Annotated in this window: 25 protein-coding genes and 1 pseudogene; 8 read left to right on the plus strand and 18 right to left on the minus strand. The window is 64.4% G+C overall.

Annotated features, from left to right (window positions below; genetic code table 11):
• The 4 genes from ACQCST_RS00900 to ACQCST_RS00915 are packed head-to-tail and all read right to left on the minus strand — an operon-like array spanning position 1 to position 4,889.
• The gene (locus tag ACQCST_RS00900) at positions 1-1,659 is read right to left on the minus strand and encodes a beta-N-acetylhexosaminidase (RefSeq protein ID WP_426997509.1); all 1,659 of its coding nucleotides are present in this window, start codon (positions 1,657-1,659) and stop codon (positions 1-3) included.
• Entirely contained in the window at positions 1,656-2,570 is a 915-nt protein-coding gene (locus ACQCST_RS00905; protein WP_426997510.1) for a carbohydrate ABC transporter permease, read from the minus strand. The genes ACQCST_RS00900 and ACQCST_RS00905 overlap by 4 nt, the downstream gene beginning before the upstream one ends.
• Positions 2,567-3,556 (minus strand): carbohydrate ABC transporter permease, encoded by a 990-nt coding sequence (locus ACQCST_RS00910; protein ID WP_426997511.1) that lies wholly within the window; start codon positions 3,554-3,556, stop codon positions 2,567-2,569. The genes ACQCST_RS00905 and ACQCST_RS00910 overlap by 4 nt, the downstream gene beginning before the upstream one ends.
• Positions 3,557-3,596: 40 nt before the next feature.
• On the minus strand, positions 3,597-4,889 hold the full coding sequence (locus ACQCST_RS00915; RefSeq protein WP_426997512.1) for an extracellular solute-binding protein: 1,293 nt from the start codon (positions 4,887-4,889) through the stop codon (positions 3,597-3,599).
• 235 nt (positions 4,890-5,124) lie between these two features.
• Here ACQCST_RS00915 and ACQCST_RS00920 point away from each other — a divergent pair, with 235 nt between their 5' ends.
• From ACQCST_RS00920 to ACQCST_RS00930, 3 genes are all read left to right on the plus strand, one after another.
• A complete protein-coding gene (locus ACQCST_RS00920; protein WP_426997513.1) occupies positions 5,125-5,472 on the plus strand; it encodes a metal-sensitive transcriptional regulator in 348 nt (115 codons plus the stop codon).
• 67 nt (positions 5,473-5,539) lie between these two features.
• Positions 5,540-5,770 carry a heavy-metal-associated domain-containing protein gene (locus ACQCST_RS00925; RefSeq protein WP_426997514.1) on the plus strand — a complete coding sequence of 77 codons (231 nt, stop codon included), beginning with the start codon at positions 5,540-5,542 and terminating at the stop codon, positions 5,768-5,770.
• 26 nt (positions 5,771-5,796) lie between these two features.
• A complete protein-coding gene (locus ACQCST_RS00930) occupies positions 5,797-8,319 on the plus strand; it encodes a heavy metal translocating P-type ATPase (protein WP_426997515.1) in 2,523 nt (840 codons plus the stop codon).
• Positions 8,320-8,419: 100 nt separating this feature from the next.
• On the opposite strand, the gene ACQCST_RS00935 is transcribed toward ACQCST_RS00930, so the two are convergent.
• Positions 8,420-8,692, minus strand: coding sequence for a DUF2277 domain-containing protein (locus ACQCST_RS00935; protein WP_426997516.1), 273 nt, complete (start codon positions 8,690-8,692; stop codon positions 8,420-8,422).
• 249 nt (positions 8,693-8,941) lie between these two features.
• On the opposite strand from ACQCST_RS00935, the gene ACQCST_RS00940 reads away from it, so the two are divergent.
• Entirely contained in the window at positions 8,942-9,205 is a 264-nt protein-coding gene (locus ACQCST_RS00940) for a hypothetical protein (RefSeq protein ID WP_426997517.1), read from the plus strand.
• A 148-nt stretch (positions 9,206-9,353) separates the two neighbouring features.
• On the opposite strand, the gene ACQCST_RS00945 is transcribed toward ACQCST_RS00940, so the two are convergent.
• Positions 9,354-10,409 carry an EamA family transporter gene (locus tag ACQCST_RS00945; RefSeq protein WP_426997518.1) on the minus strand — a complete coding sequence of 352 codons (1,056 nt, stop codon included), beginning with the start codon at positions 10,407-10,409 and terminating at the stop codon, positions 9,354-9,356.
• A 71-nt stretch (positions 10,410-10,480) separates the two neighbouring features.
• Here ACQCST_RS00945 and ACQCST_RS00950 point away from each other — a divergent pair, with 71 nt between their 5' ends.
• Positions 10,481-11,026 (plus strand): CGNR zinc finger domain-containing protein, encoded by a 546-nt coding sequence (locus tag ACQCST_RS00950; protein WP_426997519.1) that lies wholly within the window; start codon positions 10,481-10,483, stop codon positions 11,024-11,026.
• A gap of 79 nt (positions 11,027-11,105) precedes the next feature.
• On the opposite strand, the gene ACQCST_RS00955 is transcribed toward ACQCST_RS00950, so the two are convergent.
• From ACQCST_RS00955 to ACQCST_RS00970, 4 genes are all read right to left on the minus strand, one after another.
• A complete protein-coding gene (locus ACQCST_RS00955; RefSeq protein ID WP_426997520.1) occupies positions 11,106-11,471 on the minus strand; it encodes a hypothetical protein in 366 nt (121 codons plus the stop codon).
• Positions 11,472-11,571: 100 nt separating this feature from the next.
• Complete coding sequence (locus ACQCST_RS00960) at positions 11,572-12,159, minus strand: hypothetical protein (RefSeq protein WP_426997521.1); 588 nt, start codon at positions 12,157-12,159, stop codon at positions 11,572-11,574.
• Between the two features lie 55 nt (positions 12,160-12,214).
• A complete protein-coding gene (locus ACQCST_RS00965) occupies positions 12,215-13,570 on the minus strand; it encodes an MATE family efflux transporter (protein ID WP_426997522.1) in 1,356 nt (451 codons plus the stop codon).
• A 405-nt stretch (positions 13,571-13,975) separates the two neighbouring features.
• Positions 13,976-14,557, minus strand: a complete 582-nt coding sequence (locus ACQCST_RS00970) for a transposase (protein WP_426997523.1) — start codon at positions 14,555-14,557, stop codon at positions 13,976-13,978.
• A gap of 524 nt (positions 14,558-15,081) precedes the next feature.
• Between ACQCST_RS00970 and ACQCST_RS00975 the strand changes: the two genes are divergently transcribed.
• Positions 15,082-16,155, plus strand: a complete 1,074-nt coding sequence (locus ACQCST_RS00975) for a Gfo/Idh/MocA family protein (RefSeq protein WP_426997524.1) — start codon at positions 15,082-15,084, stop codon at positions 16,153-16,155.
• Between the two features lie 89 nt (positions 16,156-16,244).
• Here ACQCST_RS00975 and ACQCST_RS00980 read toward each other — a convergent pair whose 3' ends face one another.
• Positions 16,245-17,222, minus strand: coding sequence for a Gfo/Idh/MocA family protein (locus ACQCST_RS00980; RefSeq protein WP_426997525.1), 978 nt, complete (start codon positions 17,220-17,222; stop codon positions 16,245-16,247).
• 515 nt (positions 17,223-17,737) lie between these two features.
• On the opposite strand from ACQCST_RS00980, the gene ACQCST_RS00985 reads away from it, so the two are divergent.
• Positions 17,738-18,202, plus strand: a complete 465-nt coding sequence (locus tag ACQCST_RS00985) for a hypothetical protein (protein WP_426997526.1) — start codon at positions 17,738-17,740, stop codon at positions 18,200-18,202.
• A gap of 192 nt (positions 18,203-18,394) precedes the next feature.
• On the opposite strand, the gene ACQCST_RS00990 is transcribed toward ACQCST_RS00985, so the two are convergent.
• On the minus strand, positions 18,395-18,679 hold the full coding sequence (locus tag ACQCST_RS00990) for a hypothetical protein (RefSeq protein WP_409017369.1): 285 nt from the start codon (positions 18,677-18,679) through the stop codon (positions 18,395-18,397).
• 66 nt (positions 18,680-18,745) lie between these two features.
• Between ACQCST_RS00990 and ACQCST_RS00995 the strand changes: the two genes are divergently transcribed.
• Positions 18,746-19,843 (plus strand): hypothetical protein, encoded by a 1,098-nt coding sequence (locus ACQCST_RS00995; protein ID WP_426997527.1) that lies wholly within the window; start codon positions 18,746-18,748, stop codon positions 19,841-19,843.
• A 478-nt stretch (positions 19,844-20,321) separates the two neighbouring features.
• On the opposite strand, the gene ACQCST_RS01000 is transcribed toward ACQCST_RS00995, so the two are convergent.
• The 6 genes and pseudogenes from ACQCST_RS01000 to ACQCST_RS01025 form a co-directional block, all read right to left on the minus strand.
• A complete protein-coding gene (locus ACQCST_RS01000; RefSeq protein ID WP_426997528.1) occupies positions 20,322-21,404 on the minus strand; it encodes a hypothetical protein in 1,083 nt (360 codons plus the stop codon).
• Positions 21,405-21,765: 361 nt separating this feature from the next.
• Positions 21,766-22,128 (minus strand): helix-turn-helix domain-containing protein, encoded by a 363-nt coding sequence (locus tag ACQCST_RS01005; RefSeq protein ID WP_426997529.1) that lies wholly within the window; start codon positions 22,126-22,128, stop codon positions 21,766-21,768.
• Positions 22,125-22,994: a tyrosine-type recombinase/integrase gene (locus ACQCST_RS01010; RefSeq protein WP_426997530.1), complete on the minus strand. Its 870-nt coding sequence runs from the start codon at positions 22,992-22,994 to the stop codon at positions 22,125-22,127. The genes ACQCST_RS01005 and ACQCST_RS01010 overlap by 4 nt, the downstream gene beginning before the upstream one ends.
• 201 nt (positions 22,995-23,195) lie before the next feature.
• Positions 23,196-23,782, minus strand: a pseudogene (locus ACQCST_RS01015) (recombinase family protein).
• 48 nt (positions 23,783-23,830) lie between these two features.
• Entirely contained in the window at positions 23,831-24,490 is a 660-nt protein-coding gene (locus ACQCST_RS01020; RefSeq protein WP_426997531.1) for a dihydrofolate reductase family protein, read from the minus strand.
• Between the two features lie 539 nt (positions 24,491-25,029).
• The gene (locus tag ACQCST_RS01025; RefSeq protein ID WP_426997532.1) at positions 25,030-26,025 is read right to left on the minus strand and encodes a virginiamycin B lyase family protein; all 996 of its coding nucleotides are present in this window, start codon (positions 26,023-26,025) and stop codon (positions 25,030-25,032) included.
• Positions 26,026-26,260 lie beyond the last annotated feature (235 nt).

The following is a 26,260-nucleotide window of genomic DNA, read 5'->3' on the forward strand; positions in this document are numbered from 1 at the left end:
TCACTGTTCCGGTGGCTGGGTGGCGCGCTGCTCGGCCTCGTAGTCGCGTTTCCAGCCCACAACACCGGGGCGCTGCTGCCAGGGATGCGGGCCGTCAAGCGGGCGGAATTCAACCCCCATGGCCGCCAACCGGTCCAGATGCGCTCCGTTGAGCCGGCCTAGAAACCCATCGTAGTCCCGGTCTTCCGGCCTGGACCAGAAGACTTCGGCGATGGCACTCAGGCGCGGGTATGTGGCGAAATATACCCGCCGGGGCGAGTCCAAATGCTCGGTCCACACATTGGCCTGGGCGCCGAGGAGCCGCCCGGCGAACGCCGGACCGGCCACTTCAGGCAACGGCTCAAAGTCATACACCGCCTGCAGGGTGGTGACGTACCCCACCGGCACCGGTTCATTGTCGCCGTCGGCCTGGCGGTGGTCCAGGTACAGCTTGTGCTCAGGGCACATCACAACGTCATAGCCGTTCCTGAGCGCTTCAATCCCACCGTCGTAACCCCGCCAGGACGCCACGAGCGCACCGTCCGGCAGCCCGCCGTCGCCGATTTCATCCCAGACCGACGTAGCCCGCCCATGCACGGCGAGATGCTGGGCGAGCTGCCCCACGAACCAGCTGTGCAGCCCGGCCACTCCGGGCAGTCCCAGTTCCTGCGCTTTGTTGCGCGCCTGGACACTGCCCTCCCATTGGGTCAGCGGAACCTCGTCGCCGCCGAGGCTGATCCAGCGGGAGGGAAAAATCCCCACCACTTCATCCAGGACGTTCCGGTAGAACTCCAGGGCCAGGTCAGAGACTTCCAGAACGGTTTCGCTGATGCCCCAGCGGGTCCAGACTTCCACCGGAGCAGCACCGGTGCCGAGCTCCGGGTATGCGGCTACCGCGGCCTGGCTGTGACCGGGCACGTCGATCTCCGGGATGACGGTGATGTGCCGGTCAGCGGCGAAAGCAACAATTTCGCGGAGGTCATCCTGGCTGTAGAAGCCTCCGTGCGGCAGGGAATCGAAGACGCCCGCGCGCCAGCTGCCGAGCGAGGATTCGCGGCGCCAGGCGCCGACTTCCGTGAGCTTCGGGTAACGCTTGATCTCCACCCGCCAGCCCTGGTCGTCCGTGAGGTGCAGGTGCAGGACGTTGAGTTTATGCATCGCCATCACCTCGATGAAGCGCAGCAGGTTGTCCTTGGGCATGAAATGCCGGGCCACATCCAGCATCGCTCCGCGGTATCCGAAGCGCGGCCCGTCCTGGATGGTGGCGGAGGGGACCCGCAGGACCGCAGGCCCAACGCCCGCCGGAGCCTGGCGCAACGCCTCCGGGCCCATCAACTGCAACAGCGTTTGCGCGCCATAGAACGCCCCGGCCGGACCTCCCGCACGGATCACGGCTGAGCCGTCCACTGTCAGCGTGTAGGCTTCCGAATCCAAGCCCGGATCCAGCCGTATGCTGATGCCTGCCTCTCCCGAGGCCGCGGGCAAGAGGTCCCAGCCGGTGGCCGCGCCCAGCGTGCGGGCGAGCCAGCGGCGGGTACTGTTCAGCTCCGGATCGGCCGTGAGGGTGGCACGGTGGTCCAGTTCCAGCTCACCGCAGCCCTCCTTAGCGGACCATGGCACAGGGATGAGCCCATGGGAACCGCACGCCGCCCCGGAGCCGCCTGACACAGCCGTACTCATCCCTTGACCGCCCCGGCCAGCCCGGACACCAGCTTGCGCTGCACGGCCATGAAGAAGATGAGCACCGGAATGGTCATGATCACCGAGCCGGCCATGATGGCCCCCCAGTCATTCTGGTCCGGCTTGAAGAACGTCAGCAGCGCCATGGGCAGGGTCTGGTTTTCCTGTGCGGAAATGATGAAGGTTTTCGCGAAAAGGAAGTCGTTCCAGGTGGAGATAAAGGAAAACACGGAGCACGCCACTACGCCGGGTGCCACCAGGGGGAAGAGGACCGAGCGGACAAAACGGAAGCTGCTGGCTCCGTCCAGCCGGGCGGCTTCTTCGATCTCCACCGGCACTGCGGCCACGAATCCCCGGAGCATCCAGATGGCGAACGGGATGCTGAATCCCACGTGGACCAGGACCAGGGAACCCAGCTGGTTCAGCCCCACCAGTGGAATCGCCTCTCCGGCATTCCGCAGCAGGAAGAACAGCGGAATGGTGAGGGCCTCGATGGGAACCATCTGTGCCACCAGGATGATGATCAGCAGCTTGGTCCGCATCTTGAAGTTGTACCGGGTGAGCGCCACCGCGGCCAGGAACGCCAGGGCGGTGGAAATGACAACGACGGCCAGGGCAACGACCACGCTGTTGATGAAGTACTGGCCGAAATTGTTGACAGCGAGAACCCGCCCGAACGAGTCCAGCGACGGTTCCAGCGTGAACGGAGCCGCATCTCCGGCGTCGAGCGCTGTTTTTGGTTTCAGTGCCGAAAGCACCATCCAGAACAGGGGGAAAGCCACCAGGAGCGCAATGATCAGTGCCGCGGCGTCGGCGCCGAAGCGCCGGCGCCCACCCTTCCGGAACTTTTGCGGCGCCGGCTCCTTTGAAGGGGTTTTGGCTTCTCGGACTGAAAGGTCGACGGCGGTCACAGTGGTTCACCTGTTCTCTTGAGTATCCGGAGGTACACGAGCGTGATCACCATAAGCAGAGCCGTCATGATGACCCCGAGGGCTGAGCCCAGGCCGTAGAGGCTGGCCGCGAACGCCTGCTGGTAGCCATAAACGTTCAGCACAAGGTTCTGCCCGGCAATGCCTCCGCCGCTGGTCATGATGTAGATCTGCGAAAAGATCTTGAAGTTCCAGATGATGGACTGGATGGTCACCACGATCACAATCGGGCGCAGCATGGGCAGCATGATGCTTCGGGCGATGCGCGGCATGGTGGCGCCGTCGATCCGTGCGGCTTCGATGACCTCCGTGGGGATGGCCTGGATGCCGGCGTAGACGGTGACAAGGACGAACGGGAAGGAGCACCACACCACTTCGCTGGCCACCAGTCCGAAGGCCGACCATTTGTCGTAGGTCCAGGAATACCCTGCGAACTGCGTCAGGCCCAAGGAAACCAGGCTCTTATTGACCAGCCCCAACGTGGGATCGAAGAGGAAAAGCCAGACGGCGCTGCCGGTGACGGCGGGCGTGGCCCATGCCCCGAGGGATACCACGAACAGGGTGGAACGGACCCACGGACGGAGCCGGGTGGCCAGCACAGCCAGGGTGCTTCCCGCCAGAAGGGTCAGGATGACGCAGGCCGCCGCGAACAGCACGGTGTTGCCCAGGACGGTCCAGAACTGCGGATCGGCGAAGAGTTTCTGGTAGTTTTCCAGGCCGGTGAAACGCAGGGGCGCCTTGCCGCTGACCTGGGCCTGCCGGTAGTCGTACAACGAGACGTTGATCAGCTGGAAGATCGGATAGCCCAGCAGCGCGATCAGGACGATGAATGCCGGGGCCAGATAGAGCCACGGCTCAAGCCAGCCCTTGGTGCGGGCCTTGCGCATGGAACCGCGGGCGGGGCTGCTGCCCTGGCCTCCGGACGCGCCTCCGGCGTTTCGCAGGGCTGTTGGTGCTGCCGCCGTCACGCTGCACCCACCGACGGGAGTTGGGGAAGATGGTTACGCATTACTTGGATCCGAAAGCCTTGTTCATGGCCTGCGCGGCTTCAGCAGTTGCAGTATTGACATCCGCTTTGCCTGTGACGATTTTCTGGTACATGCCGGTGAAGACACCCTGGGCGTCGATGGTGGACCATGACTCAGTGACCGGGACAAAATTGGTGCCCGCACCGAGTGTGGTGATGAATGGAGCCACCTGCTTGTTGCTGTCAGCGACCGATTTCTGGACGTCGGTGAACGTGGGCAGGTTCCCCATGGAATCGAACATCTTCTGCTGGTACTTCTTGTTGGCCAGCTGCGTCACGAACTCCGTAGCCAGGGTGCGGTGCTTGCTGCTGTTGAACACGCCCAGGTTGTTGCCGCCGGCGAACGCAGGTGCCACCGAACCGGCAGTTTTCCCCGGGACCGGGACCACCGCGAATTTGTCCTTGATGGCGCTGGCCGCAACCGCCTTGTAGTTGAAGTCCCCGCCGATGGTCATGGCTGACTTTCCGGCGATGAACTGCTGCACGCTGGCGTTGCCACCGAACTCCGCGCAGGTCTGCGGCGGGCAGATGTCACTGCTGATCAGTCGGGTGTACGCCGCGATGCCTTCGCGTGATTCGGCAGAATCCAGCCCGGAGACGAAGCCGGAACTATTCTTCTCTGCGATTTTGCCGCCATTTGCCCAGAGGTAGGGCATTGCCGAGAACTGGGCCGCCCCGCCCACGGAGATGCCGAGCATGTCGGGGTTGGCCGAGCGGACAGCCCGTGCCACAGTTTCAATGTCGGCCAGGGTCTTGGGAACTTCCAGGCCCAGCGCCTTGAGTAGATCCGTACGGTAGTAGAGGGCCCGGACCCCTACGAACCACGGGACACCGTAGTTCTTGCCATCGATTTCCGTGGTGGCCAGAATCTTCCCGTCCAGATCCTTTGATTCATCCCAGGACTTGATGTCACCCGTAAGGTCAGCCAGGCCACCGGAGGCCACATAGCTGGCGAGGTCGGTGTTGCCGAATTCAGCAACATCCGGGGCGCTCGACGGATCGTTGAAGGCTGCTTTGAAGCGCTCGGCCCGGCTGTCCACGGGGATGTATTGGACGTCGATCTTGGCTCCGCTGTGGGCGGCCTCGAACTCAGCCACGGCTTCCTTGACCACTGCCGACTTGGGATCCTGGTTCACTTCCGAGAACAGCCAGATCCGGACGGTGCCGGTCTGCCCGTCTTCGGCGGAGGTGGTGTTGCTGGATGTGGGCGGGGCGCAGGCGGTGAGTGCCAGCGCGGCAAGAGCAACCGTCGCGGCAGTGCGTGCAAATTTCAAGATGCCTCCAGGGAGAAAGTGGATTACCCGGTGGATTGCCCCCGGCACGGGTATGTGAACAAACCTTATGAATGGCGGCTGTGTGGTGGGAAGCACATTTGGTAAAAGGTTTGCATTGCAAAACGAGAATCCAGAAAACGAGTCCCCAGCTTTCGCGAGCCATCGGTCCTTCCCGCACCGGCCATACCCCCTACGGGTACTTGACTTATACCCCTAGGGGGTATAAGTTGGGGCAATGAACACCCCGGGAAACGCTGTCACGCAGCCTGACGACGTGGAAGTACGTCCTCAGCACGGCTACACCTCCAACAAAGAGGCGTACCTGCGCAGGCTCAAACGCATTGAAGGTCAGGTCCGCGGAATTGCCCGCATGGTGGAAGAAGACAAGTACTGCATCGACATCCTCACGCAGGTGGCGGCAGTCAACAAGGCACTTCACGCCGTCAGCCTGGGACTCGTGGAAGAACACATCGGCCATTGCGTCGTAGGGGCGGCTTCCGAGCCGGACCCGGATCTTCGCGCCGAGGCGATCGATTTCAAAGTAAAGGAGGCCACCGATGCCATCGGGCGCCTGCTGCGGTAGCGGCAACACCACTCACCACACCATCCAGCTGACCCACCCCCGTCAGCCCATCAACAAGGAGCCAGCCATGAGCAGCATCTCCACCAACGTCAACGTGTCCGGGATGACCTGCGGCCACTGCGTCTCATCCGTCAGCGAGGAACTCGAGTCGCTGGCCGGCGTCGAAAGCATCGACGTCGACCTCAATTCGGGCGGTGTCTCCACCATCACCATCACTTCCACCCAGGAGCTCTCCCCTTCGGAAATCGGCGAAGCCGTGGCCGAGGCCGGCTACCTCGTAGTCGCCAACGAAGCCTGATCAGCACACCAACACCAAGGAGCGCGATGAGTAACGAGCAACTGCTGCACCAGCCCGGGAGCCGGGTGATTGAACTCGACATCGAGGGCATGACCTGCGCATCATGCGTCAACCGCGTGGAAAAGAAGCTCGGCAAACTCGACGGCGTCGAAGCCTCGGTCAACCTCCCCCTCGAATCCGCCCACGTCACAGCGCCCGCCCATGTCACCAACCAGCAAATCGTGGACACAGTGAACGCCACAGGCTACAAAGCCACCGTCCGGGAAACGAGCCCAGTTTACGCACACGGCCGCGAAACCTCCCCCTCTCACCCACACGGGCGTTCTGGCATCGATCTTGAGACCGCGCAACCACACACCTCCGGGTATCACAGCGGCGACGCCGGGGATATGCGGCAGCATGCGTCCAAGCGAGGCACGAGCGAGCATGCAGAGCATGTCGCCGGTGGCGACGCGAGTGGCGAGCCCCCGCAGCAAGTCGCCGTAGGCGGCGCGAGAGAAGACCATATGGCCCATGGCCCCGTGGCTTCGAAGCTACGTCCGCGGCTGATCCTCGCCGCCATCCTCACGGTCCCGGTGTTCCTGATTTCGATGTTCCCGGCCTTCCAGTTCTCGCATTGGGGCTGGGCGGCCGGCGCCTTGGCATTGCCCGTGGTCAGCTGGGCGGCGTGGCCGTTCCACCGGGCCGCGGCCGTCAACGCCCGGCATTTTGCCTCCACCATGGATACGCTCGTTTCCATTGGCGTGATCGCGGCGTACGTGTTCTCGGCCTGGCAGCTGGTCGCGGACCCCGGCATGACAGCGCACCTGCCGGGTACAGAGAGTATGGAGATGGGCTCCGGCGGCTTGTACTTCGAGGTAGCCTCGGTGGTCACCACTTTCCTGCTGCTGGGACGCTATCTTGAGGCCAATGCCAAGCAGAAGGCCGGCAATGCGCTCAAAGCACTGCTGAATCTTGGCGCCAAGGATGCCACGGTCCTGCGAGACGGCACTGAACACAAGATCCCGGCTCATAAACTGGCAGTCGGCGATGTGATGGTGGTCCGCCCCGGCGAGAAAATCGCCACGGACGGCGTGGTCATTGACGGTGCCTCGGCCGTCGACGCGTCCCTGGTGACCGGCGAATCCGTACCGGTTGACGTTGGCCCGGAGAGCGCTGTCACGGGTGCCACCATCAACACCTCCGGCCGCCTCCTGGTCCGCGCCACGCGCGTGGGTTCGGAAACCACGCTGGCCCAGATGGGCCGGCTCGTATCCCTGGCGCAGACAGGCAAGGCTCCGATCGCCCGGCTGGCAGACCGCATCAGTGCCGTTTTTGTCCCGATTGTCCTGGTCATCGCTGTGCTCACCTTTGCCGTATGGCTGCTGATCGCGGGGCCGGCCATCAGCGCGGCGGAGCTCCGGGCTGCCTTCACCGCCGCCGTCGCCGTACTGGTCATCGCCTGCCCCTGCGCCCTCGGCCTGGCCACCCCGGTGGGACTGCTGACCGGTACCGGCCGCGGCGCCCAGCTGGGCATCCTCATCAAGGGTCCCCAGGTGCTCGAGGACACCCGCACCGTGGACACCATCCTGCTGGACAAGACCGGCACCGTCACCAGCGGCAAACTCGCCGTGGACAGCACCCTGGCGTTCGGCCCCATTGATCAGTCCGAGGTGCTCCGTTTCGCGGGTGCCGTCGAGGCTGCTTCAGAGCACCCGATTGCGCATGCCATTGCGGCTGCCGCACTTGATATAGGAAGCAAGCAGACTGTCAGCCAGCGCGCTGGAACCCTGCCCGACGACGGCGCCCGGCTTCCCGCCGTCGGACACTTCCGTTCCGCTCCCGGCGGGGGCGTGGTGGGAACCGTGGAAGGGCGGCTGGTGGTTGCCGGACGGACTGGCTGGCTGCAGGAAAACGGCATCGCCATTGCCTCGGAGCAGCTGGACGCCCTCAACGACGCCGAGAACTCCGGCGCCACCGCCATCTGGGTCGCCGTGGATGGGGACGTCGCGGGCATCGTCAGCCTACGGGACACCATCAAGCCCGGCTCGGCTGCGGCAATCGCGCGGCTCAAGGCGCTCGGCCTGCGTCCGATTCTCCTGACCGGCGACAACGCCGCGGTGGCCGCCCGGGTGGCAGCCGCCGTCGGGATTCCGCCGGAAGACGTTTTCGGCGGAGTGCTGCCGGAAGGCAAAGTGGAAGCCGTCCGCAAGCTGCAGGCCGGCAGTGCAACGGTTGCCATGGCGGGGGACGGTGTGAACGACGCCGCCGCGCTGGCTCAGGCAGATCTGGGCATCGCGATGGGATCGGGCACAGACGTGGCCATCGAGGCGGCGGATCTGACGGTCATGGGCAACGATCTGGGGCAGGTGGCGCAGGCCATCGAGCTCTCGCGCAGGACCCTGGGCACCATCAAGACCAACCTGTTCTGGGCCTTCTTCTACAACGCAATCGGCATTCCGGTGGCGGCGCTGGGGCTGCTCAACCCGATGATCGCCGGCGCAGCGATGGCGGCCAGCTCCGTGCTGGTGGTGGCCAACTCGCTGCGGCTGCGCAGCTTCGGCAAATAGCCCGGCCCTGTCGCCCGCCTTGGCCCGACTAACTGGCAGTAGGGGTCGTAATAAGGCCCGTATCCGACACCTAATGCGACTCAGTTGGGCACGGCAGGGGTCAGGCGGTGCCGAAGCGGACGGCTGCCTTGGCTCTGGCCTTGGCCGCCTGTTCGCCCCGATCCCTGGCGGGCGCGTGGGTCACCAGGGCATCCAGAAGGTGCTGAGTGACATGCGCGATTTCGTGCACCGCGCGCTCGAACGCTTCCTCATTCGCCTTGGACGGCTTGGTGCTGCCGCTGATCTTCCGCACGTACTGCAGCGCGGCGGCCTCAACTTCGGCGCTGGTGGCGTGGGGTTCAAAATTGTGGAGGGTACGGATGTTCCGGCACATACCAACATGCTAGGCTCTGGAACGCCTGAGATCGACCCCCCCCCCCCCCCCCCCCCCGCCTAACGCTGCCAAACACTGCCGAAAACCGACCAACGCGTGCGCAAGCATGGGTAGTGCTGCATGGGGAGCGGTGCCCATCGACAGTGTCTGGGGGCCGGGATAGTTTTTAGGTAATGGATCTTCCGGACGAGCCGGGGGCCGCTGGGGATGCCGATCTGGATCGGGTCCGTGAATTGAGGGAGAAAACTAATGGCTATTTGGGGTGCAGACATTGCTCAGCTGAAGACGCTGGGCACCAAGCTTCAGGCGGGTTCATCTGAGATCGAAAAGCAGAAGTCCACGCTGACCAAGGTGCTTGAGGGCACTGACTGGAAGGGCCCGGACGCGGACAAGTTCCGCAGCGAATGGTCCGGCCAGCACGTTGCCGCCCTCGCCAAGGTGGCCCAGGCCCTGCAGGAAGCAGGCACGCAGGCCACCAGGAACGCCTCGGAACAGGAGACCGCTTCCCGCTAAGGGCCGGCGATGCACCGAAGGGTCCGGGCGCAGCAATGCGCCCGGACCCTTCGTGTTGAGGCACCCTGCGTGTGCAATCAGCCTGTCTGTCTAATCACCCTGCGTGTTCAAGCGCTTGCCTGCAGCGGCGTGCCGGCACGCCTGGCACTTACGGAACGGGTTCGACGTCGTTCGCGTGGTCAAGCGGTGCGCGCACCGGAGCGCGAGTTGGGCCAGTCCCCGGACCCGGGACGGGGCCGCCCCGGAGTTCGTCGACCCTCACCAGAATCACGCCGCCCACAATCAGGACTCCGCCCAGCAGCTGGACCGGCACCGGAAGCTCCCCCAGCAGCAGCCACGCCCAGATCACGGCGAACAGCACCTCCGTCAGGGACACAAAGGACGCAACCTTTGAACCAAGGGCGCGTGCGGCCATGATGCCGGAAACGTAGGCGAGCACGGTTGCCAGGATCACGAGACCGCCCAGCGAGACCCACCACGGCGTAATCCATGGCCCCAGCTTGGTATCGTCCGTGCTGAAAGTCATGGGCAGAAGCCCGGTTGCCGCGGCCAGCCACATCGCCCCCGCGCCCACCATCAGCCCGCCGGAGGCCAAGACAATCGGCGGCAGGGAGTCGTTTTCCTTCGCTGTGATGAAGAAATAGATGGCCAGGCAGACCGCCGCCGCCATCCCCCAGAGCACACCGATGAGATCAATCTTCACGGCACCGGTCAGGTCCAGCACCAGCACCAGCCCGGCCAGGGACAGGAGGGTGCCGCCAAAAGTGAGCACGCGGGGACGCTTGCGGCTGGACGCCCAAAGCCACAAAACTATGATCACGGGAGCCAGGTACTCAAGCAGCAGTGCCACCCCCACGGACAGCCGGGCTACGGCGTTGAAGTAGAACAGCTGGCAGGCTGCCACACCAACGAGGCCAAACAGCACAATGGTCACCCAGTTGTCCCGCAGCTGATGCCAGCGGCCCCTCAATGCCGGTACGGCCGGAATGGCGAGAATCAGCGCCGCGCCGGTCAAGCGTGCGGTGACCGCCGCACCCGGCGACCAACCGGTCTCAAGCAGGGACTTGGCGAACGATCCTGACAGCCCGAACACCGCCGAGGAAAGCAGGGCGATGCCCAGGCCGGACGCCAGAAAACCGGCAGCCGCGGAACGCGCAGTCTGAGCGCGTGCGGGCGTTGCGGCAGGGCTGTTTGCGGTGGGCACGGTTGCCTCCTGTCAGGAGTAAAGTAGGGTTATGGTCATGACATTACGCCCGGCCACTGTAAGGAGTCAAGATGGTTTTTGCCCATGACACAGAAGTTGCGCTGCGCACCGTGGTGAATCTGATCAACAGTGCGGCCAACGGCGAGGAACAGCTGGGAACCGTCAAAGAGCTGGACGCCTTCCTTGAAACCGAGGGGTTCACAGGTTCAAGGACCCGGAATGCCGCGGAACTGGCAAGCGTTCATGGCCTGCGTGCCGTTCTCACGGCGTTGTGGACTTCCGGCGAGGACACGGCAGTGGACACGGTCAATCGCCTGCTTCGCGAAGCCAGCGCGCTCCCCCAGCTCATAAAACATGACGGCTGGGACTGGCACCTCCATGCCACCACCCGGGAAGCGCCCCTGGCGGACAGGATGAGCACGGAGGCTGCCATGGCTTTGGTGGACGTGATCCGCAGCAAGGAGATGGACCGCATGCTGGTGTGTGCCGCGGATGATTGCGACGCCGTGGTCCTGGATCTCAGCCGCAACCGTTCCAAAAGGTATTGCGATACTGGTAACTGCGCCAACCGCGCACATGTGGCAGCGTACCGGGCGCGGCAGGCGGCGGCCGGCTAGCCGCCGTCGGGGATTAACCGGGCGTCAGGCGCAAACTGAGCGTCAGGTGTGTACTGGGCCGCCGGGGACTAACCGGGCGTCAGGAGTTGCCGGAAGTGGCGTCGCCTGCGTCGTCCGAGGCCGAGCTGCCAGGCTCGGCACCGTGGCCGCCAAAACCATGGGAAGGCTTTTTTGCGGAGCTCAGATTCACGCCGGAACCCTTGCCCAGGTGCTCGGCATTGTCCTTGTAACTCAGGGCGAGCATCGCTGCAACCACAAGTGTGACGATGAACGCGATGCCGGCGCCGGTGAAAGCAAGGTCAAAACGGGGGGTGTGGGCGCTGCCGCCGGAGGCAAAGATCAGCACCGCCACGAACGCCAGCACGGCCCAGAACGCGGAAAACATCAGCGGTCCCTTGACCGAGGTCCGCAGATTGCGCGGTTTTCCTGGTTCCTGGTTAGCCAAGATGCTTCCTCCCATGCAGGACGCGGCCGTGGGCCCGCCCCTTGTGATGTGCCGTTGATCCAAATAGAAATTGTTCTACGCGGAGTAGAACCGTTTGACTCTAGTTTACGGCCTTCGCCGGAGCCGTCCGTGCATCATGGCGGAGGGTCAGCCCGGACAGCGTCCAGAGCACTCCGGAGATGATGGCGCCGCCGCCGGCCACGCCCAGCAGGGCATGCGCGCCGAGACTGACAAAGAACGGCAGCGCGACGGCGGTGCCGATCCCGATCACGCCGGAGGCGAGCCAGTCGCGCGCCAGAATGTGGCGGCCGCGGTACCTGATGCCGAAATACAGCTCAGCGGCGCCCATCAGGCCCAGACCCAGTGCCGCGATCACGCCGAACAGCAGATCCCCGTGAAGTGCCGCCACCGCAACGCCGGATCCCGCCATGGCGGACGCGCCCGCGGACAGGATTCTGCCCGGCAACACCTCGCTGCTGAAACCCGCCTTCCTGATCCCCCAGATCAGTACCGCTCCGGTGGCCAGCAGGTACATCCCCCCGGCAGCGCCCATCACCTCCACCGACGGTGACGGCCAGAACACAGTCAATGCACCGAAGATCAGGGCGACGGCGGCCCGGAGCAGCACCGGCTTCCACAGGTCCGTCTGGTGCGGTGCGGTTTCTGCTGGGATCACGGGTTGAGTCACCGGACCAGTTTAGTGCGGCGACGCCTCCGCGCGAACCGGTTTGACGCGAACCCGTCTAGCGCGAGCCGAGCACCATCCAGCGGTCCGAGCGCGCCCGTAGCCCCAGCGTCACGGCGCGGGCCAGCATGTAGCCGAGGGAAAAGGCCGCCCACAGCCACACCAGCCCCGCCGCGCCGTCGGGCCCTGAAAGCCGGACAACCAGGAGCAGCGGCAGGTACACCACAAGATTGACGACGCCGGCAATCGCCAGATACTTCGCGTCGCCGGCACCGATGAGCACGCCGTCGAGGACAAAAACGTACCCGGCGATGGGCTGTCCGATGGCCAGCACCCACAGCGCGAGCGTGAGCGCGGACCTGACAGCGGCGTCGGGAGTAAAGAGGGCCCCGGCCCAGGGCGCGGCAACAGCCAGCAACAGCCCAGTGATAACCCCGAAGCCTGTTCCCCAGCGGATCATGGTCCGTGTCAGAAGCCGGGCCTTGACGGAATTGGAGGCCCCCAGTTCCCTGCCGATGAGTGCCTGTGCCGCGATGGCGAGGGCGTCGAGCGCAAAGGCCAGGAAGGAGAAGATGGTCATGGCCAGCTGATGGGAAGCGAGGTTCACGGCACCCTGGGATGTGACCACCAGTACCGTTGCCAGAATGGCGATCCGCAGGCTGAGGGTCCGGAGCATGAGCCAGGACCCCACCTTGGTCATGGCCCGGATCCCATGCCAGTCCGGCAGCAGTGGGACACCGTGCCGGCGTGCGTTCCGCTGGACCATCACCAGGTACACGGCAGCCATGGCCCACTGGGCGATGCTGGTGCCCACTGCGGACCCTGTGACGGACCAGCCCAGGCCGTAGACCAGCACCAGGTTGAGCGCAATGTTCAGGGCGAAGCCCGCCGTGGCCACTACCAGCGGTGTTCGGGTGTCCTGGAGCCCGCGCAGCACGCCGGTGCCGGCGAAAATCAGCAGCATGGCCACGAGGCCGGGCATGGACCAGCGCAGATAGTCCACCGCGAAAGAACGGACTTCACCGGTGGCGCCCATCAGCTCCACGAGCGGCTCCGCGGCGACAAACCCGGCCACCGCCAGAACCATCCCCAGCAGCAGGGCCAGCCAGACGCCGTCGCGCCCGGCGGCGAGGGCCCTGCCGATGCTGCCGTTGCCAACTGCCCGGGCCACAGCGGGGGTGGTGGAGTAGGCCAGGAACACCATCAGGCCCACTGCGGTGTGCAGCACCGCCGAGGCGAGCCCCACGCCGGCGAGCTGGGCGACTCCGAGGTGGCCCACGATCGCCGAGTCGGCCAGCAGAAACAGCGGTTCGGCAATCAGCGCGCCGAAGGCCGGGACGGCGAGGTGGAGGATTTCCCGGGCATGGCTCCCGGCTTGCAGGGGCGGGGCCGTGGCGGAAGTTGATTCAGGCACGGCCTCAGCCTACCGGCGGGCCCCGGGCCGGAAGTCCCGGGGCCGGCCGGCGTGTGGTGGGCGCATACCATCGCGGATCCGGGGCACGGCGGGCTTTGCGCGGGCTGTATGCGCGGTGCGGTTTTGCGGTCCCGGATCACCGGTATCTTGAGCGGCGGGAACAGCATTGGCCGGAGCCGGCCGGCTCTCGGTGGACCGTGCCTCTTTGGCCGCAACCGCTCCAGGCTGAGCGTCCTGGCCTAGTACTACAGTCGTGCGTTGAGTTCCGGGCCCGGTAACGGTGCCGTTTCGCGTTTTGCTGGTGCCGCCTGCGCCAGTGTGAGCGTTTCAGGGTGCGCTCCGCGCCGGGCGGCTGCGCCCAGAGCAGATGCGAGAGCAGGTGCCGGTTTTCCGGCAGGGTCAGGGCTATGAGCTCGCCATCGGCCGGATGAGGGCCCCTTTTTTGCCCGGGTGGCGGTCAGGAAGGCGTGGGCGAGCATGGACAGGGTGATGTGCCGGTGCCAGCGCGTCCATTGCCTCACTTCGTAGTTGTCCAGTCCGGTCCCGGACCGCCTTTGCCAGCAGCCAGTGCTCCGTGTGGGGATCGTTGCCGCCGTTGATCCGGGCCCTGGCCCAGGCATAGCGGCTGTCATCCTTGGAACCGGCCCCGCCGGACCGGGTCCGCCACGCCCGCCCGGACGGCGACGCGATGAGTTCGTCGGCACGGAACTCCGTGCAGAGGGTGCCGGTTTTGGCGATGACCCGCTGGTTCATGGGCACGGCGAGCACGTAGGAGACATTACGGTCCTGCAGGGTGGTGAGCAGTTTGGCGTGCTGGCCGTAGACGGCGTCCCCGGTGACCCACGCTGCGGGCACCCGGGCGTCCAGGGCGCGGGTGATCATCGTGATGGCCAGCTCGGGCTTTGTCGCGAATTTCCGTGTCGCCGGGATGCCGGCGGACGCGCACCGGTGCCGTACCGCGCCAACGGGCGAGTAATCGCACCGCACTTAAGCAGAGCGTCTCGACGAGCCATTGCCTGGCACGGGAAGGCATACAGGCATTGCACGGGAGCGACCCTCATGACTGTAACCGAAGCCATCCACCTAATCCATACAGCCGGCCAGGCTTTGAGTGCCGCCCCGGACGGCCTGAGCGGCCGGGGCCAAAGGAGGCGAATATAATGACGCAACCGCAGCGTCTTCTTGTCACCGCCGATGACCCACGCCTGCATTCCCTGATCGAGGAGATGTGGCGCCGGCGCCGGTCTCTCACGCACTCTTGCGGCGACCTCTTGCGGCGACCGGTTTCGATTGCCGGCGAACGCCCAGTCGAAGCCGCTGCGTTCGCCCGGAGACCGTAGAACTCGCTCTTCAGGGCAGATGAAGTCCTTCGCGTCCTTTGCGGCCTTTCTGAAGGCGTCGTTGGGGAGGGAGATCTGCACTTGCGTTCCCGTGCTGCCTGTCTCGGTGTAGGCACTGTGCCCCGGTGCAGTACCCAGATGTCTCCGGCGGGGCCGGGATGGAATGTGCCCATGACTGAACCCCGCTTCATTGCCAAGCCCGACTGGTACACCTCAGACTCCCCGCAGACCCTCGGGGCCACCGGCCGGCCGTTGCGGTGGGGTGTCGTGGGCACCGGCAACATCGCCGCCACCGTTACCGAGGATCTGGTGCTGCTGGAGGATGCGATCCTGCACTCCGTGAGCTCGCGCAGCCAGGCGAAGGTGGCGCACTTCGCGTCCCGCTTCGGCTTTGCGAGCCATTATTACGACGACGGCGGCATCCCCGGCTACCAGCGCCTGGTCCAGGACCCCGAGGTGGACGTGGTCTACATTGCCACCCCGCACGCGCAGCATTTCACGGTGGCCAAGGCCGCACTGGAAGCCGGAAAGCACGTGCTTTGCGAGAAGGCCTTCACCATCAATGCCCGCGAAGCCGCGGAACTGATCCGCCTGGCGACAGAGCGGAAGCTGTTCCTGATGGAGGCTGTGTGGGCGCGCTTTGTTCCCGGAATGCAGCGTTCCTTCGACATCATCGCCTCCGGGGAAATCGGCCAGGTTCAATGGGTCCACGCGGATCTGAGCTTCCTTGTCCCGGATGACCCTGCAGCCCGCATCTGGGCGCCTAAGGACGGAGGTGGTGCGCTGCTGGACCTGACCATGTACCCGCTGCTCTGGGCTTGTGGAGCCCTCGGTGCGCCCCAGCCGGTCAGAGCCACCGGCACCCTCACGGAGCTGGGCGTGGACAGCCAGAACGCAATTACCCTCGCATACTCCTCCGGGGCGCAGGCCCAGCTGATGTCATCCCTCACCGCCGTGGGTCCGGAGTCCGCAGTCGTCGCCGGGTCCAAGGGCTTTCTCCAGACCGTGGGATCGGTCAACAACCCCGCCGCCCTGACTGTTCAAACCGGCCGGGGCGACACACGGGTGGAGACTTTTGAACCCGTCGGCAGCGGCTACACGTACCAACTGCGCGAGGTGACACGCTGCATCCAGCAGGGTCTGACCGAGAGCCCGACGATGCCACTGGCGGACTCGCTGGCCATCATGCATCTCTTTGACGGCATCTGGGCCCAGTTGGGCGTCGTCTACCCCAATGACGCATAGCAGCCCGCCGGCGAGAACCAGCCCGCCGCTCCCGTTGTCGAGCTCGTTGGGGTTGTCAAGACCGGAGTAACCGTCTATGTTTCTGACCGCTAAGTGGTCTGATTCAGAGCTTCGGAACGATGCTGCGCGTCTGAGGTTGTCAAGGACTCGATAATTTGCTCGCACAGCTCATGACTGGTCAGCGCGTCTCCGGCATCGAGTCTCTTGCCGGTGCGGAGCGCGTCGAGGAAGTACTGGCACATATCCTCGATGCCGCGTCGATGTCCTACAGAGTCCCAATCATTGCCGGGCAGCTGTCTCGCCGCGCCGTGGTGCGCGAGGGTTTCGCTCAGGTTAGTGACATCGCGTCTTTCGCCGGCGCCGGCGGTCTGCAGAACTTCACTGTTGGACCCGCTGGTGCGATTCATGATGGCCAGCCCGTTGAATCCGCGGTCCGCCAGCTGCAGGATGACATGGTGCAAGCAGCCGGTGCTGTCGATCTTGCCGCGAACGTCGATGTCGAGTGCAGTCGCGGGGGCCAGCATTCGCAGTGTATCGACCAGGTGGATGAAATCGTCAAGGATGATGCTTCGAGTGCTTCCGAGGCCGTTCTGACGGTCTTTTTGAAGGATCACCAAGTCGCGAGGGTGTTTCAGTGTCTCTGTGTAAGCTGGCGCAAATCGCCGGTTGAAGCCAACCATGAGTGATCGTCCGAGCTCTCGCGCGAGGCTGACCATTCGTCGACTTTCGGCAATGTTGTACGACAGGGGTTTGTCGACGAAAACATCGATGTTGGCCGCGAGCAGACGGGTGACGATTTCGTAGTGGTGTTCAGTTGGGGCATGGACGAAGGCAGCGTGCATGCCCGCTGCCATGAGTGCCTCGAGGTCCGTGTAGAGATGAGGGACTCGATACGCCGCGCCTACCCGTTCCAGCTTCTCCCGGTCCCGTGTCATGAAATGAAGATCCACCCCCGGCTGACTAGTCAGTACCGGGAGGTATGCCTTTTGTGCGATGTTTCCGATACCTATGACCCCTATCCGGAGAGCATCCTTCTGGGTGCTGGCCCCACTTAGGTTATTTTTCATCTGAACCTCTTGTTGGCTGAAGAACGGGACTGACAGATATCTGCTGTCGCTACGTCGGGGAACCGCTGGAGGCCTGGTACGCCTGTAGCTGTCCCAAGGGGACTATCTCATTAAGGGGTGGCTTGTGAAAAAGTAAAAACATCCGATGACCGGTTCAAGCGGTCATCGCAACACCTTGATGACTGAAGGATGTTGATGACTGATCGTGCCGATTCTAAGGTGTGACTGTTAGCTTCGTTTGGCGGTTGTTTCACAGTTGGGAATGGCGGTTCTTGTTGACGTCGAATCCGAGATTGCCCCGCATGGCACAGCAGGCGGTCCGCGAGATGAGGTCCGGAACCGCCATTTGAGGCTGAAAGAAAACCGCCATTCCCAACCAACAGTCACAGTATTTGGCTTGGGCGCCGCGTGTTCGTGGATGCGAGGTGGAGGAGTGTTCATCGCATCGGGCGGCCGCGGTTGGATTATGGAGGGCAGACCGCCTTCCCTCACGCCGGACTCTGTATTCTGGGCACATGTCGACTGAGTATGTGGTGTGGCTCGCCGTCGTTGTCCTGTCGTTGTTACTCTCGCGGCTCCTGGTACCGGGACTGCCCCCGGACGGGCTGGCAACCCAGCTCACCCCCGTGGACCTGGGCCTGACAGCGGCAGGTCTGGCGGGTCTGATTCTCCATTGCGCTTCGATGTTCTTCGAGCCGCTGGTTAGCGTGATTCCGGGAAGCGCGGCCGTGATCACCCAGATCAATGCGATGGGCCTGGCAAGCGTGACCTGGTACGCCGTTCCATCACTGCTGCTTCTTGCCGGCCTTCGGCGAGAACACAAGGCGGTCACCGCGCTCCTGGCGGCCGCGCTGCTGACAGTCGGTATAACCATGTACAACGGCGCGGCACTGTGGATTCACTTGGCCGCCGTCTTTGCCGCCGTTGTCGTGACTTCGGCGATCCTGCTCCTCCTCACAGGGCCTCCGCGGCGGGCCTGAGCTACGGAAGCGTCAGCAGAGGTCGATGCGGGGCCGGTTCCCCGTGCGGGAAACGAGCCGCGCTACCATCATCGAAACGGGAACCAACCGGGGGTCTGAGACTGGTAGTGACCGTTGATTGAGTAGTCGGTATTCTTCGGATTTTCTCTGGCTGACTTTGTCGCTGTCGGGATTGGCGGGGTGCGGGAGTTGTTATCGGCTGTGGTTGCCGGGAGCGTATTCGCTCCAGGGTGATCCGGCTTCTGCTGCGATCCTGGTGGTGCTGGTGTGATGGTAGCCGAGGGCCTGGGCCACCAGCGGCGGCATCTGGAGGACGATTTTTCGGATCACTACGGTTCTGCCGGACTGCGGGTCCGTTCTGCCAGATGATCCCGGACGCACTAACGCGGTGACCATGCCGGCGCTGTCGAAGCAGACAACGCCATCGGGAAGACACGCATTCCCCCGTTTGTAAAGTGACTTGACAAATTTCGTCATGATCGGAATGGTGAGGGTACTGGGTTCGCAGGGGGCGGGCCCAGCAGTGATATGGGGGAACTGCGAATGAGTACTGATATGAGGCTCGTCCTAGGCTTTGACGCCGGGTGCCTGGCCTGCAGCAAGATTGCCGAGGACGTTGCTTCGGCTTCCGGCGGAAGACTTGAAGTCATGAATCTGTCGTCGCCGGAAATGGTGTCTTGGCGGGTTGTGGCGTTGGGTGAAGATGCGCCGTGGACCCCGACACTCATCGAAATCGCTGACGGTGACGTCTCCGCAAAAACCGGTGCGGCTATGGGGCTTGCAATGATGAGCAGGCTCGGCATGCGCGGAAGCTGGCGGATACTCCAGAAACTGGGAGCACTTCGCCAGCGCAGTGCTGAAAACAACCGTGGACCCGAGCGCGGCGTCAGCCGAAACGTGTTTCTACAAAGTGCAGCCGGGGTTGCGCTCGGCATTTCCATTCTGGCAGGCAGCGGCACCGCGGCCGTCGCCGCATCAGATAAGAAGCGGCGAAATGAACATTGGTTCGATCAGATGTCGGGTACATCCAAGGAAGATCTGACCGGGGGCCAGGCTCTTGCGGCATGGCGAGAATCTTCGGCATCTGGGCACATGTCCAGACTGATGGGGCTTGCATCTGTCCGGCCGGAATCCCGCTCGATGCTCGGCACCGGTGTTGCCGGGGTTGAAGTCTCCGAAGAAATAGTTGACGCGCCCACCGTGAAGGGCGTCCGCCACGCGCTCACTGGCGGCGGAAGCATGGTGGCCGTTGCCTATGTCCATGGAGACACCGTGGTCGCCACCTACGGCGTCACCACAAAGTCCGGAACAAGCAGGCGGCTGACGAGGGTATTCCAAATCACCGGGGCTGAAACATCGCGCCTGATTGCGGAAGCAGACGATGGAGTCGCCACGGACGTCGCCGCCCTGCGTGCCGATCAACCGACAACCACAGCAAGTGACTGCCCGGATTGCATGTACCGCAGGTGCGACGAACAGAACTGGGGTTGCGTTCAATCATGCTGTTGGGGTTGTGCTTTTGCCTGCGGCAACCCGGGGTCATGCATTGCATGTGCGGTTATCGGCTGCCCCTGGTGTGTAAGCCTGAACTGTTGTAACCGTTCTTCCTGCTACCCCATTGTCAGGTGCGGTCCGTACTAAGGAGTAAGTATGTCAGTTTCAGCCCCACAGGCGACACGGTCCGCCAACTGGAAGGATGGTCTTCTCGCCACGGCGTTCGTTCTGGCCTCAGTTTCAATACCGCTACTCCTATGGCCAAGTGACGGCGCCGGAAGGGACATGCTTCTTCGGGTGTTTCTTCTTGGGTGGGCGGCCTGTGGTCTGCTGCTGGCCAGCACCCTCATAGTGCCGACTCACCGCATAAGCTCACAGGTTGTCCAGGGCACTTTGTGGCTTGGCTTGGGACTCGTGTTAGGCCTCAGTCTTGGCACCATCCCCTGGAATGGGCTGGCCTCGGGACCTGTTTGGCAGATCTGGCTGGCGATCGTCATGTCGGCCGGGTACCTGCAGCAGCTGCAGCGTCGGAGAGCCTGACTCAGGGACCAAAAAGCCTTCGCGGCAGCTCATGGGAGTGGCCGGCTTTGTCGCGGCTGGGAATGGCTCGGTGTTGCGGGAGTTGTTATCGGCTGTGGTCGCCGGGAGCGTATCCGCTCCAGGGTGATCCGGCTTCTGCTGCGATCCTGGTGGTGCTGGTGTGGTGATAACCGAGGCCCTGGGCCACCACCGGCGGCGGCATCTGGAGGACAAGTTGTCGGATCGCTGCGGTTCTGCCGGACTGGGCCGGGACCCCGATTTCCTGTAGCAGATCGCGGATGCTTCCCGGGTCCATGGGTTGCCCGGCCCGGCGCCCCGGGAAGAGCCATCGGGAGGCCGGGTTGGCGGCGGTGGTCATGTTGGGCCTGTCTTCGAGGTATGCCCGCAGTAGCCCGGCCAGCGGTTCCGGAACCGGAGTCGGCGGTTCACCGAGGCGCAGCAGGGTGTGGTCTCCGTCGTGGAGGATGTCGTCGGTGGTGAGCCGGACGATCCGGCTTACCGGTTGGGCGTAGAGCAGAATCAATGAGCCGGCGACGCGGGAGCGTAGCGGCAGGGTTTCGTCGGTGACCAGGCGCCGGAGAGCGGCGAGCCGGTGATGCTGTCCCATTGGGGCAGGGTTCCCCGTGGACCGGACGGGGATGGTCAGGGCGGGCATCCGGCCGGTCTTCATGCACCAGCTCAGGAAGGTCGTGGCGGGTCGGCGGGTGGCGTGGTTTTCGCTGTGCCAGGCGTCGAGGTCGGGTTGCCGGCAGTGTTCGGGGAGAGCGCCGCGGCCGGTGAGCCAGGTCAGGAAGGAACCGGCCTGGATCAGCTGCTGCCGGGCCGCGTATGCCGGAGAGTTGCCCAGCGGTCCTTTGCCGGCTTTGGCCCGCAGTTTGCGGAGTTGGTGCCAGGTGGCGAAGCGGTGGAGCACCCGGGTGTGTTCGGGGTCGGCGACGGCGGCCAGATGCCCGGTGAGCCATCTCTCGAAGAGCAGGAGTTGCCGGTCGACGGCGGGCAGGACCCCGCACTCCATGAGTATGTCGCGCAGGTAGGCGGCGGTCCGCCAGTTCGGCAGTTGCTGGAACGCTTCGTGGGTCAGAGCGAGCCGGCCTGAGGCGAGGTCCTGCAGCAGGGCCCGTGGCTGAGCGCGCGTCAGCCAGGCAAGCCCGCTTTTGGTCCGTTGCATCGTCAGCATTCGGTCGAATAGTGGTGCCAGGGGCGGGTGGACGCGGCCGGTGCCGTCATCCAGGAGCACGCTGAGCCGGTCGGTGAGGGTGCATCTGGGGCAGAGCCGTCCGGCGAGCAGGGGCCCTTCAACCCGGCAGCGGTCGCAGGAGAAGTCGCGGGTGATCCCTGCACATTCCCTACAGACCGGCATCCCTGAGGCGTCGCGGCCCGGCAGCAGCCGTTCGCTCCGGCAGCCCGGGCAGGATCCATGTGTGCGTGTGGCCTTGTCGAAGCACGTCCGGCAGATCGGGCCGTCCGACCAGTTCGCCGCTTTCGCTGCCTGCCGGCCGCAGCGGGCACAGATGCGTATATGCCACCGCTCATACTTCTCGCGGGTGTCGTAGGCGGGACTCACCGCTCGGGGTAATCCTGGCCCGCTTGGGCCGGATGGTGGCGGCAAGGTCCACGACCTCGGCACCCGCGCCGGCCGTGCGGCGCGGCGTCACGGCCTCCGGCCGGGTGGCGATCAGCTCCGCGGGGGTCACTTCCAGAATGTCGCAGAGCGCGGCGAGGACCGGCAGCGAGAGCCGCTCGGGGATCTGGGTGACCAGCCGCCAGACCTGCACCGAGGACAGCTCGATGCCGCGCTGGGCCAGCAGGGGGGACAGATCCGAGGCAGTGAAGATCCCCCGGGTAGCCATCACCTCGCGCAGCCGCCATTGATAACTGATGTGTCGTTTCATCGGGCTTTCCTCACCGGCCGCAGGGCGGCCTCCATCGTGGCGTCCAGGGTCCTGCGGAGAGTTCGGGTGCGGAAGTCAGAGGAGACGCAGGTGTAGATCGAGGTGGTGGACGCGTGCTCGTGGCCGACCTGTTCCTGGACGAACCGGGCATCCCAGCCGTCCTCGATCAGGTGCGTGACGTAGGAGCGCCGAAAGGAATGGAAATCCAGACCCTGATCCAGGCCAAGGCTGTCCCGGTAGGTGCAGAAGCAGGTGTTCATCCGGGTGAAGCCCACGCGTGACGAGCGTTCCGAGGGCCATAAGGCTCCGGGGCCGGCGGTGGGGAACAGCGGGCGGGCCTCCTCGGCCCATTGCTGCAGGATCTCCGCTGACCAGTCGAAGACCGTCAGCACGCTGCGGCGCTTGGGCGGGGAGCCCTTCTTCGCCTTGCCGTGGCGGACGTAGAGGACGCCGTACTCCCCGAACTCCGGGCCCCGGGGGTTGCGGCCGAAGTCCACCACATCGAGCATCCGCGCCTCGTTGCGGCGCAGGCCGAAGGCATACGCGGTCTTGAAGAGCATCGCGTCACGGAACGCCGGCAGCCAGCCCTTGCGTCCGCGCCCGCGCACCCGGCCGACCTGTTCGTCCGCGTGGTCGAAGAATGCCTGCAGTTCATCGCGGGTGAAGGCACGCTTGGCCGGGTCCGCCTCCGCTTCCTCGACATGCACGGCGGCGTTCCACTCGTGGATCACCTGCACCGGGTGGGTACCGAACCGTTCCTGGCAGGCCTCGGCCCAGCCGTAGGCGGGGTCGGTAACGAAGTCACAGAAGGAGCGGATGCTCCCCTGGTAGTTCCGCAGCGTGGAGCGGCGCAGGTTCCGGACCATAAATGCCGCCCTCCATCGCTTACATCAGATGAATACATTCACATCAGATGAAATCTGATTGCAAACGTGCAGGTCAGAAGCGTTTCCATGAACACGCGACGTGAGTTCGGCGGTGATTCTGGCCATCGACGGTGAAATGTTTTGATCGGAAATTCTACGTGTCGGTGTTGATTCCGGCGTGGACGGTGAAATTTTGCGGATCTAACCGGTGGCGGCGCGTTTGATGGAGCGGTAGACGGTTGAACGGGCTACTGCGAAGAGTTCGGCAAGTTCCGCTGTCGTGTGAGTTCCTGCTCGGTGGACGGAGACCAGGTGGGCTTCCTGTTTCTTTGAGAGCTTCGGTTGTTTTCCTCGGAGACGACCTTTTGCCTTGGCGACGGCCATGCCTTCTCGAGTTCGCGCTCGGATCAGGTCGGCTTCGAATTCCGCGACCATGGCCAGGACGTTGAAGAGGAGCCGGCCGACGGGATCGGTCGGATCGTGGACGGAGCCGGCGATGCTGAGCTTGACTTCGCGGTGGGTGAGTTCATCGACAATATCCTTCGCGTCGCGCAGCGACCTGGCCAGGCGGTCGAGTTTAGTCACGACCAGCGTGTCCCGGCCCGGCAGGCGGCCAATGCTTCCCTGAGCCCGGGCCGCGCCCTGTTGGCGCCGGTGAGGCCCTGGTCGGTGAAGGTCTTTTCCGGCGTCACCCCAAGGGCAACCAGGGCATTTTTCTGGGCGGTGAGGTCTTGGTCGTTGGTGGATACGCGGGCGTATCCGATCAGAGTCCGGTCATGGTTTTGAATAGGGTGTCTCGCGGAGGGTCGTTCACGGGCGATCGCTCCCAAGTCGGCCTACCGTGCGGTGCGACGAGTGAAGATCAGATGGAGAACTCCGAGTGGAGAAGGGGTCGCTTCGATTTCAAAGCGTTGTTCGAGTCCTTCGAGTCCATCCCAGAGCCGTTGGCCCCGGCCCAGGACGATCGGCACGAGGACGATGTGCATGTGGTCGATCAGATCGGCCTCGAGGAACTGTCGAATCGTGCTGACGCCGCCTCCGATCCGGACGTCGAGGTCGCCGGCCAGGGCGCGAGCCTGCTTGAGCGCGGAGACGGGGTCGGCGTCAACGAAATGGAAGGTTGTTCCGCCTTCCATCTCGAGTACCGGCCGAGGATGGTGTGTCAGAACAACGACAGGGCTGTGGAAGACAGGGTTATCGCCCCACCATCCCTTCCATTCCTCGTCCTCCCAGGGACCGCGTTGAGGGCCGAACTTGTTGCGCCCCATGATCTCCACGCCGATCCCGGGCCCCCACTTGCTGGCGAACGCCTCGTCGACGCCGAAGGATCCCTCCGACTCCCCGTGGATGCCCATCTCGCGGAAGGTGCGCGTCTCGAAAGCCCACTCCATTAGCCGTGAGCCTGCGTGACCGAACGGAGCGTCGAGTTGCTGGCCCTCGCCGGTGCCGAAGCCGTCGAGGGAGACCGAGAAGTTATGCACGCGGACGAGGGACATGTTCATCTCCTGAAGTGTCGTTAGCAATCACTGTATAGCTTCACATCTTCACCGGGCGCGAGGTTGCCCAAGTAGTCAGGCACCTGTCAGCTGTGCCGGCGGTTCTTGGTTTGCTGAGAGCAGGCACCCTCTGAGCATGTCAACGCCATTCAGGACCACCAGGACGGCCTGATCCAAGACCACCGAGGACGCTCCGGGGCCAGCGAATGACCCCACTCCAGTTAAACGAGCAAGAGGTTTCGTAGCAGCCTGCCTCCGCCCGGAAGCCGATCCTTTATCAAGACGGCGCGGCCGGTTCGTCGGAGGTTGGTCGATGCCGAGCTGTGAATCGCAGGGCTATTTGCCGTGTCTGTCGCAGCGTTAAATGGCCGGGTGTTGGGCATCTTCCCGCCGGTTTCAGTAGTCTGCTTACGAGACGCACAGCCATCCGAAGTTAGCGAAAGGGTGGCGTGAACCCTCGGATAGCTGTGGCTGCCGCTTACTGTCCGGGTTTTCCGCATCAGCCCTGGGGACAGCCGGGTGGGCCCACCGGGGCCAGATCACTTGCTTTGGCCGGCGTCGGCGTGCCCGCTCCAGATACCTGCGCTGTGGTCGTCGGCGGGGTGTTCCTCTGTCCCGCTGGCACGGTCGCGAAGGGCCGCCGTCCGTCGGCGTTGCACGGCCACGATGAGTAGGGTGATAAGGAGAGCTGCTGCTCCGGCCGCTCCAGCGATTCCGGCCGGAGAGGTCCACAGGTTTTCCGCCGCGTCCCCGGCTCGGGTCCCGGCGGACGCCGGTGCCGAAGCGGGGGCGGATGCCGCAACTGAGGCGGCGGAGGCGTAGCGGGACACGGAGCCGTTTCCGGTGCCGTTGCCCGGCCTCGTCACGATGATTGTCCCGTCGGGAGCTACCGCGATGTGGCCGGGGTTGCTCTCCGTTGGGATGGAAGGGCCCGCGGCTGTGGCACCCGGCGCTATCACGGCCAGTGCAGGACTCAGGGCGCTGGCCACGTAAAGGGTCCCGTCCTGCCCGACGGCGGCCTCCGTGGGTCCGCCCGGGACATCGATGCGGTAGGCCACGGTGTCAGCGCCTGGTTTGATGACAGCGACCTGATCGGAACTGATGTTGGTGACATAGATCGTCCCGTCCGGTCCGGCGGCGATCCCGTGGGGGTTCTCTGTCTTCCCGGGAGTGGAGCTGACCTGGATGGTCCGTGAAACGGTCTTCGCCCCGGCCGGGATCACCGAGACCGTCCCGTCGTCCTGGTTCGTCACGAACGCGGTGCCGTCCTTTGTGACCGCCACTTCCACCGCGCCTGCCCCGACGGTGACAGTGCGGTCGACCGTCGATCCGTTGGGTGCGATGATCGACACGGTGTGTTCAGCAGGGTTCGGAACGAAGACCGTCCCGTCGGGTCCGGCGGCGATCAGATGGTTCCCGCGCGACACCGGAATGCTCCGGGCGACACCCGACGCCCCGGCCGGGATGACGCCCACCACGTGCTGGCCCGTGGCACTGTCCTGTTCAGCCAGGTACAGGTAGCCATCGGGGGCCACTGCTATCCCGGCGACATAGTTGCCCGTGCTGATGGTGCGGGAGGGACGGGCCGCTCCCGGTGTATCACCCGGATCCCACCGGGTCCATTGTAGTTGCCCACATATGCCGTGCCGTCGGCACCAACCGCCACCCCGACAGGTGTGCCGCCGACGTCGAGAACCTCCGCAGGAGCAGCCACCGCCGGTGCCGCCCCCATGAAAAGAACCGCTGTCACCGCTGCAGCAGTCCTCAGAC

This window comes from Pseudarthrobacter sp. N5, assembly GCF_050157035.1.
Lineage (GTDB): Bacteria > Actinomycetota > Actinomycetes > Actinomycetales > Micrococcaceae > Arthrobacter.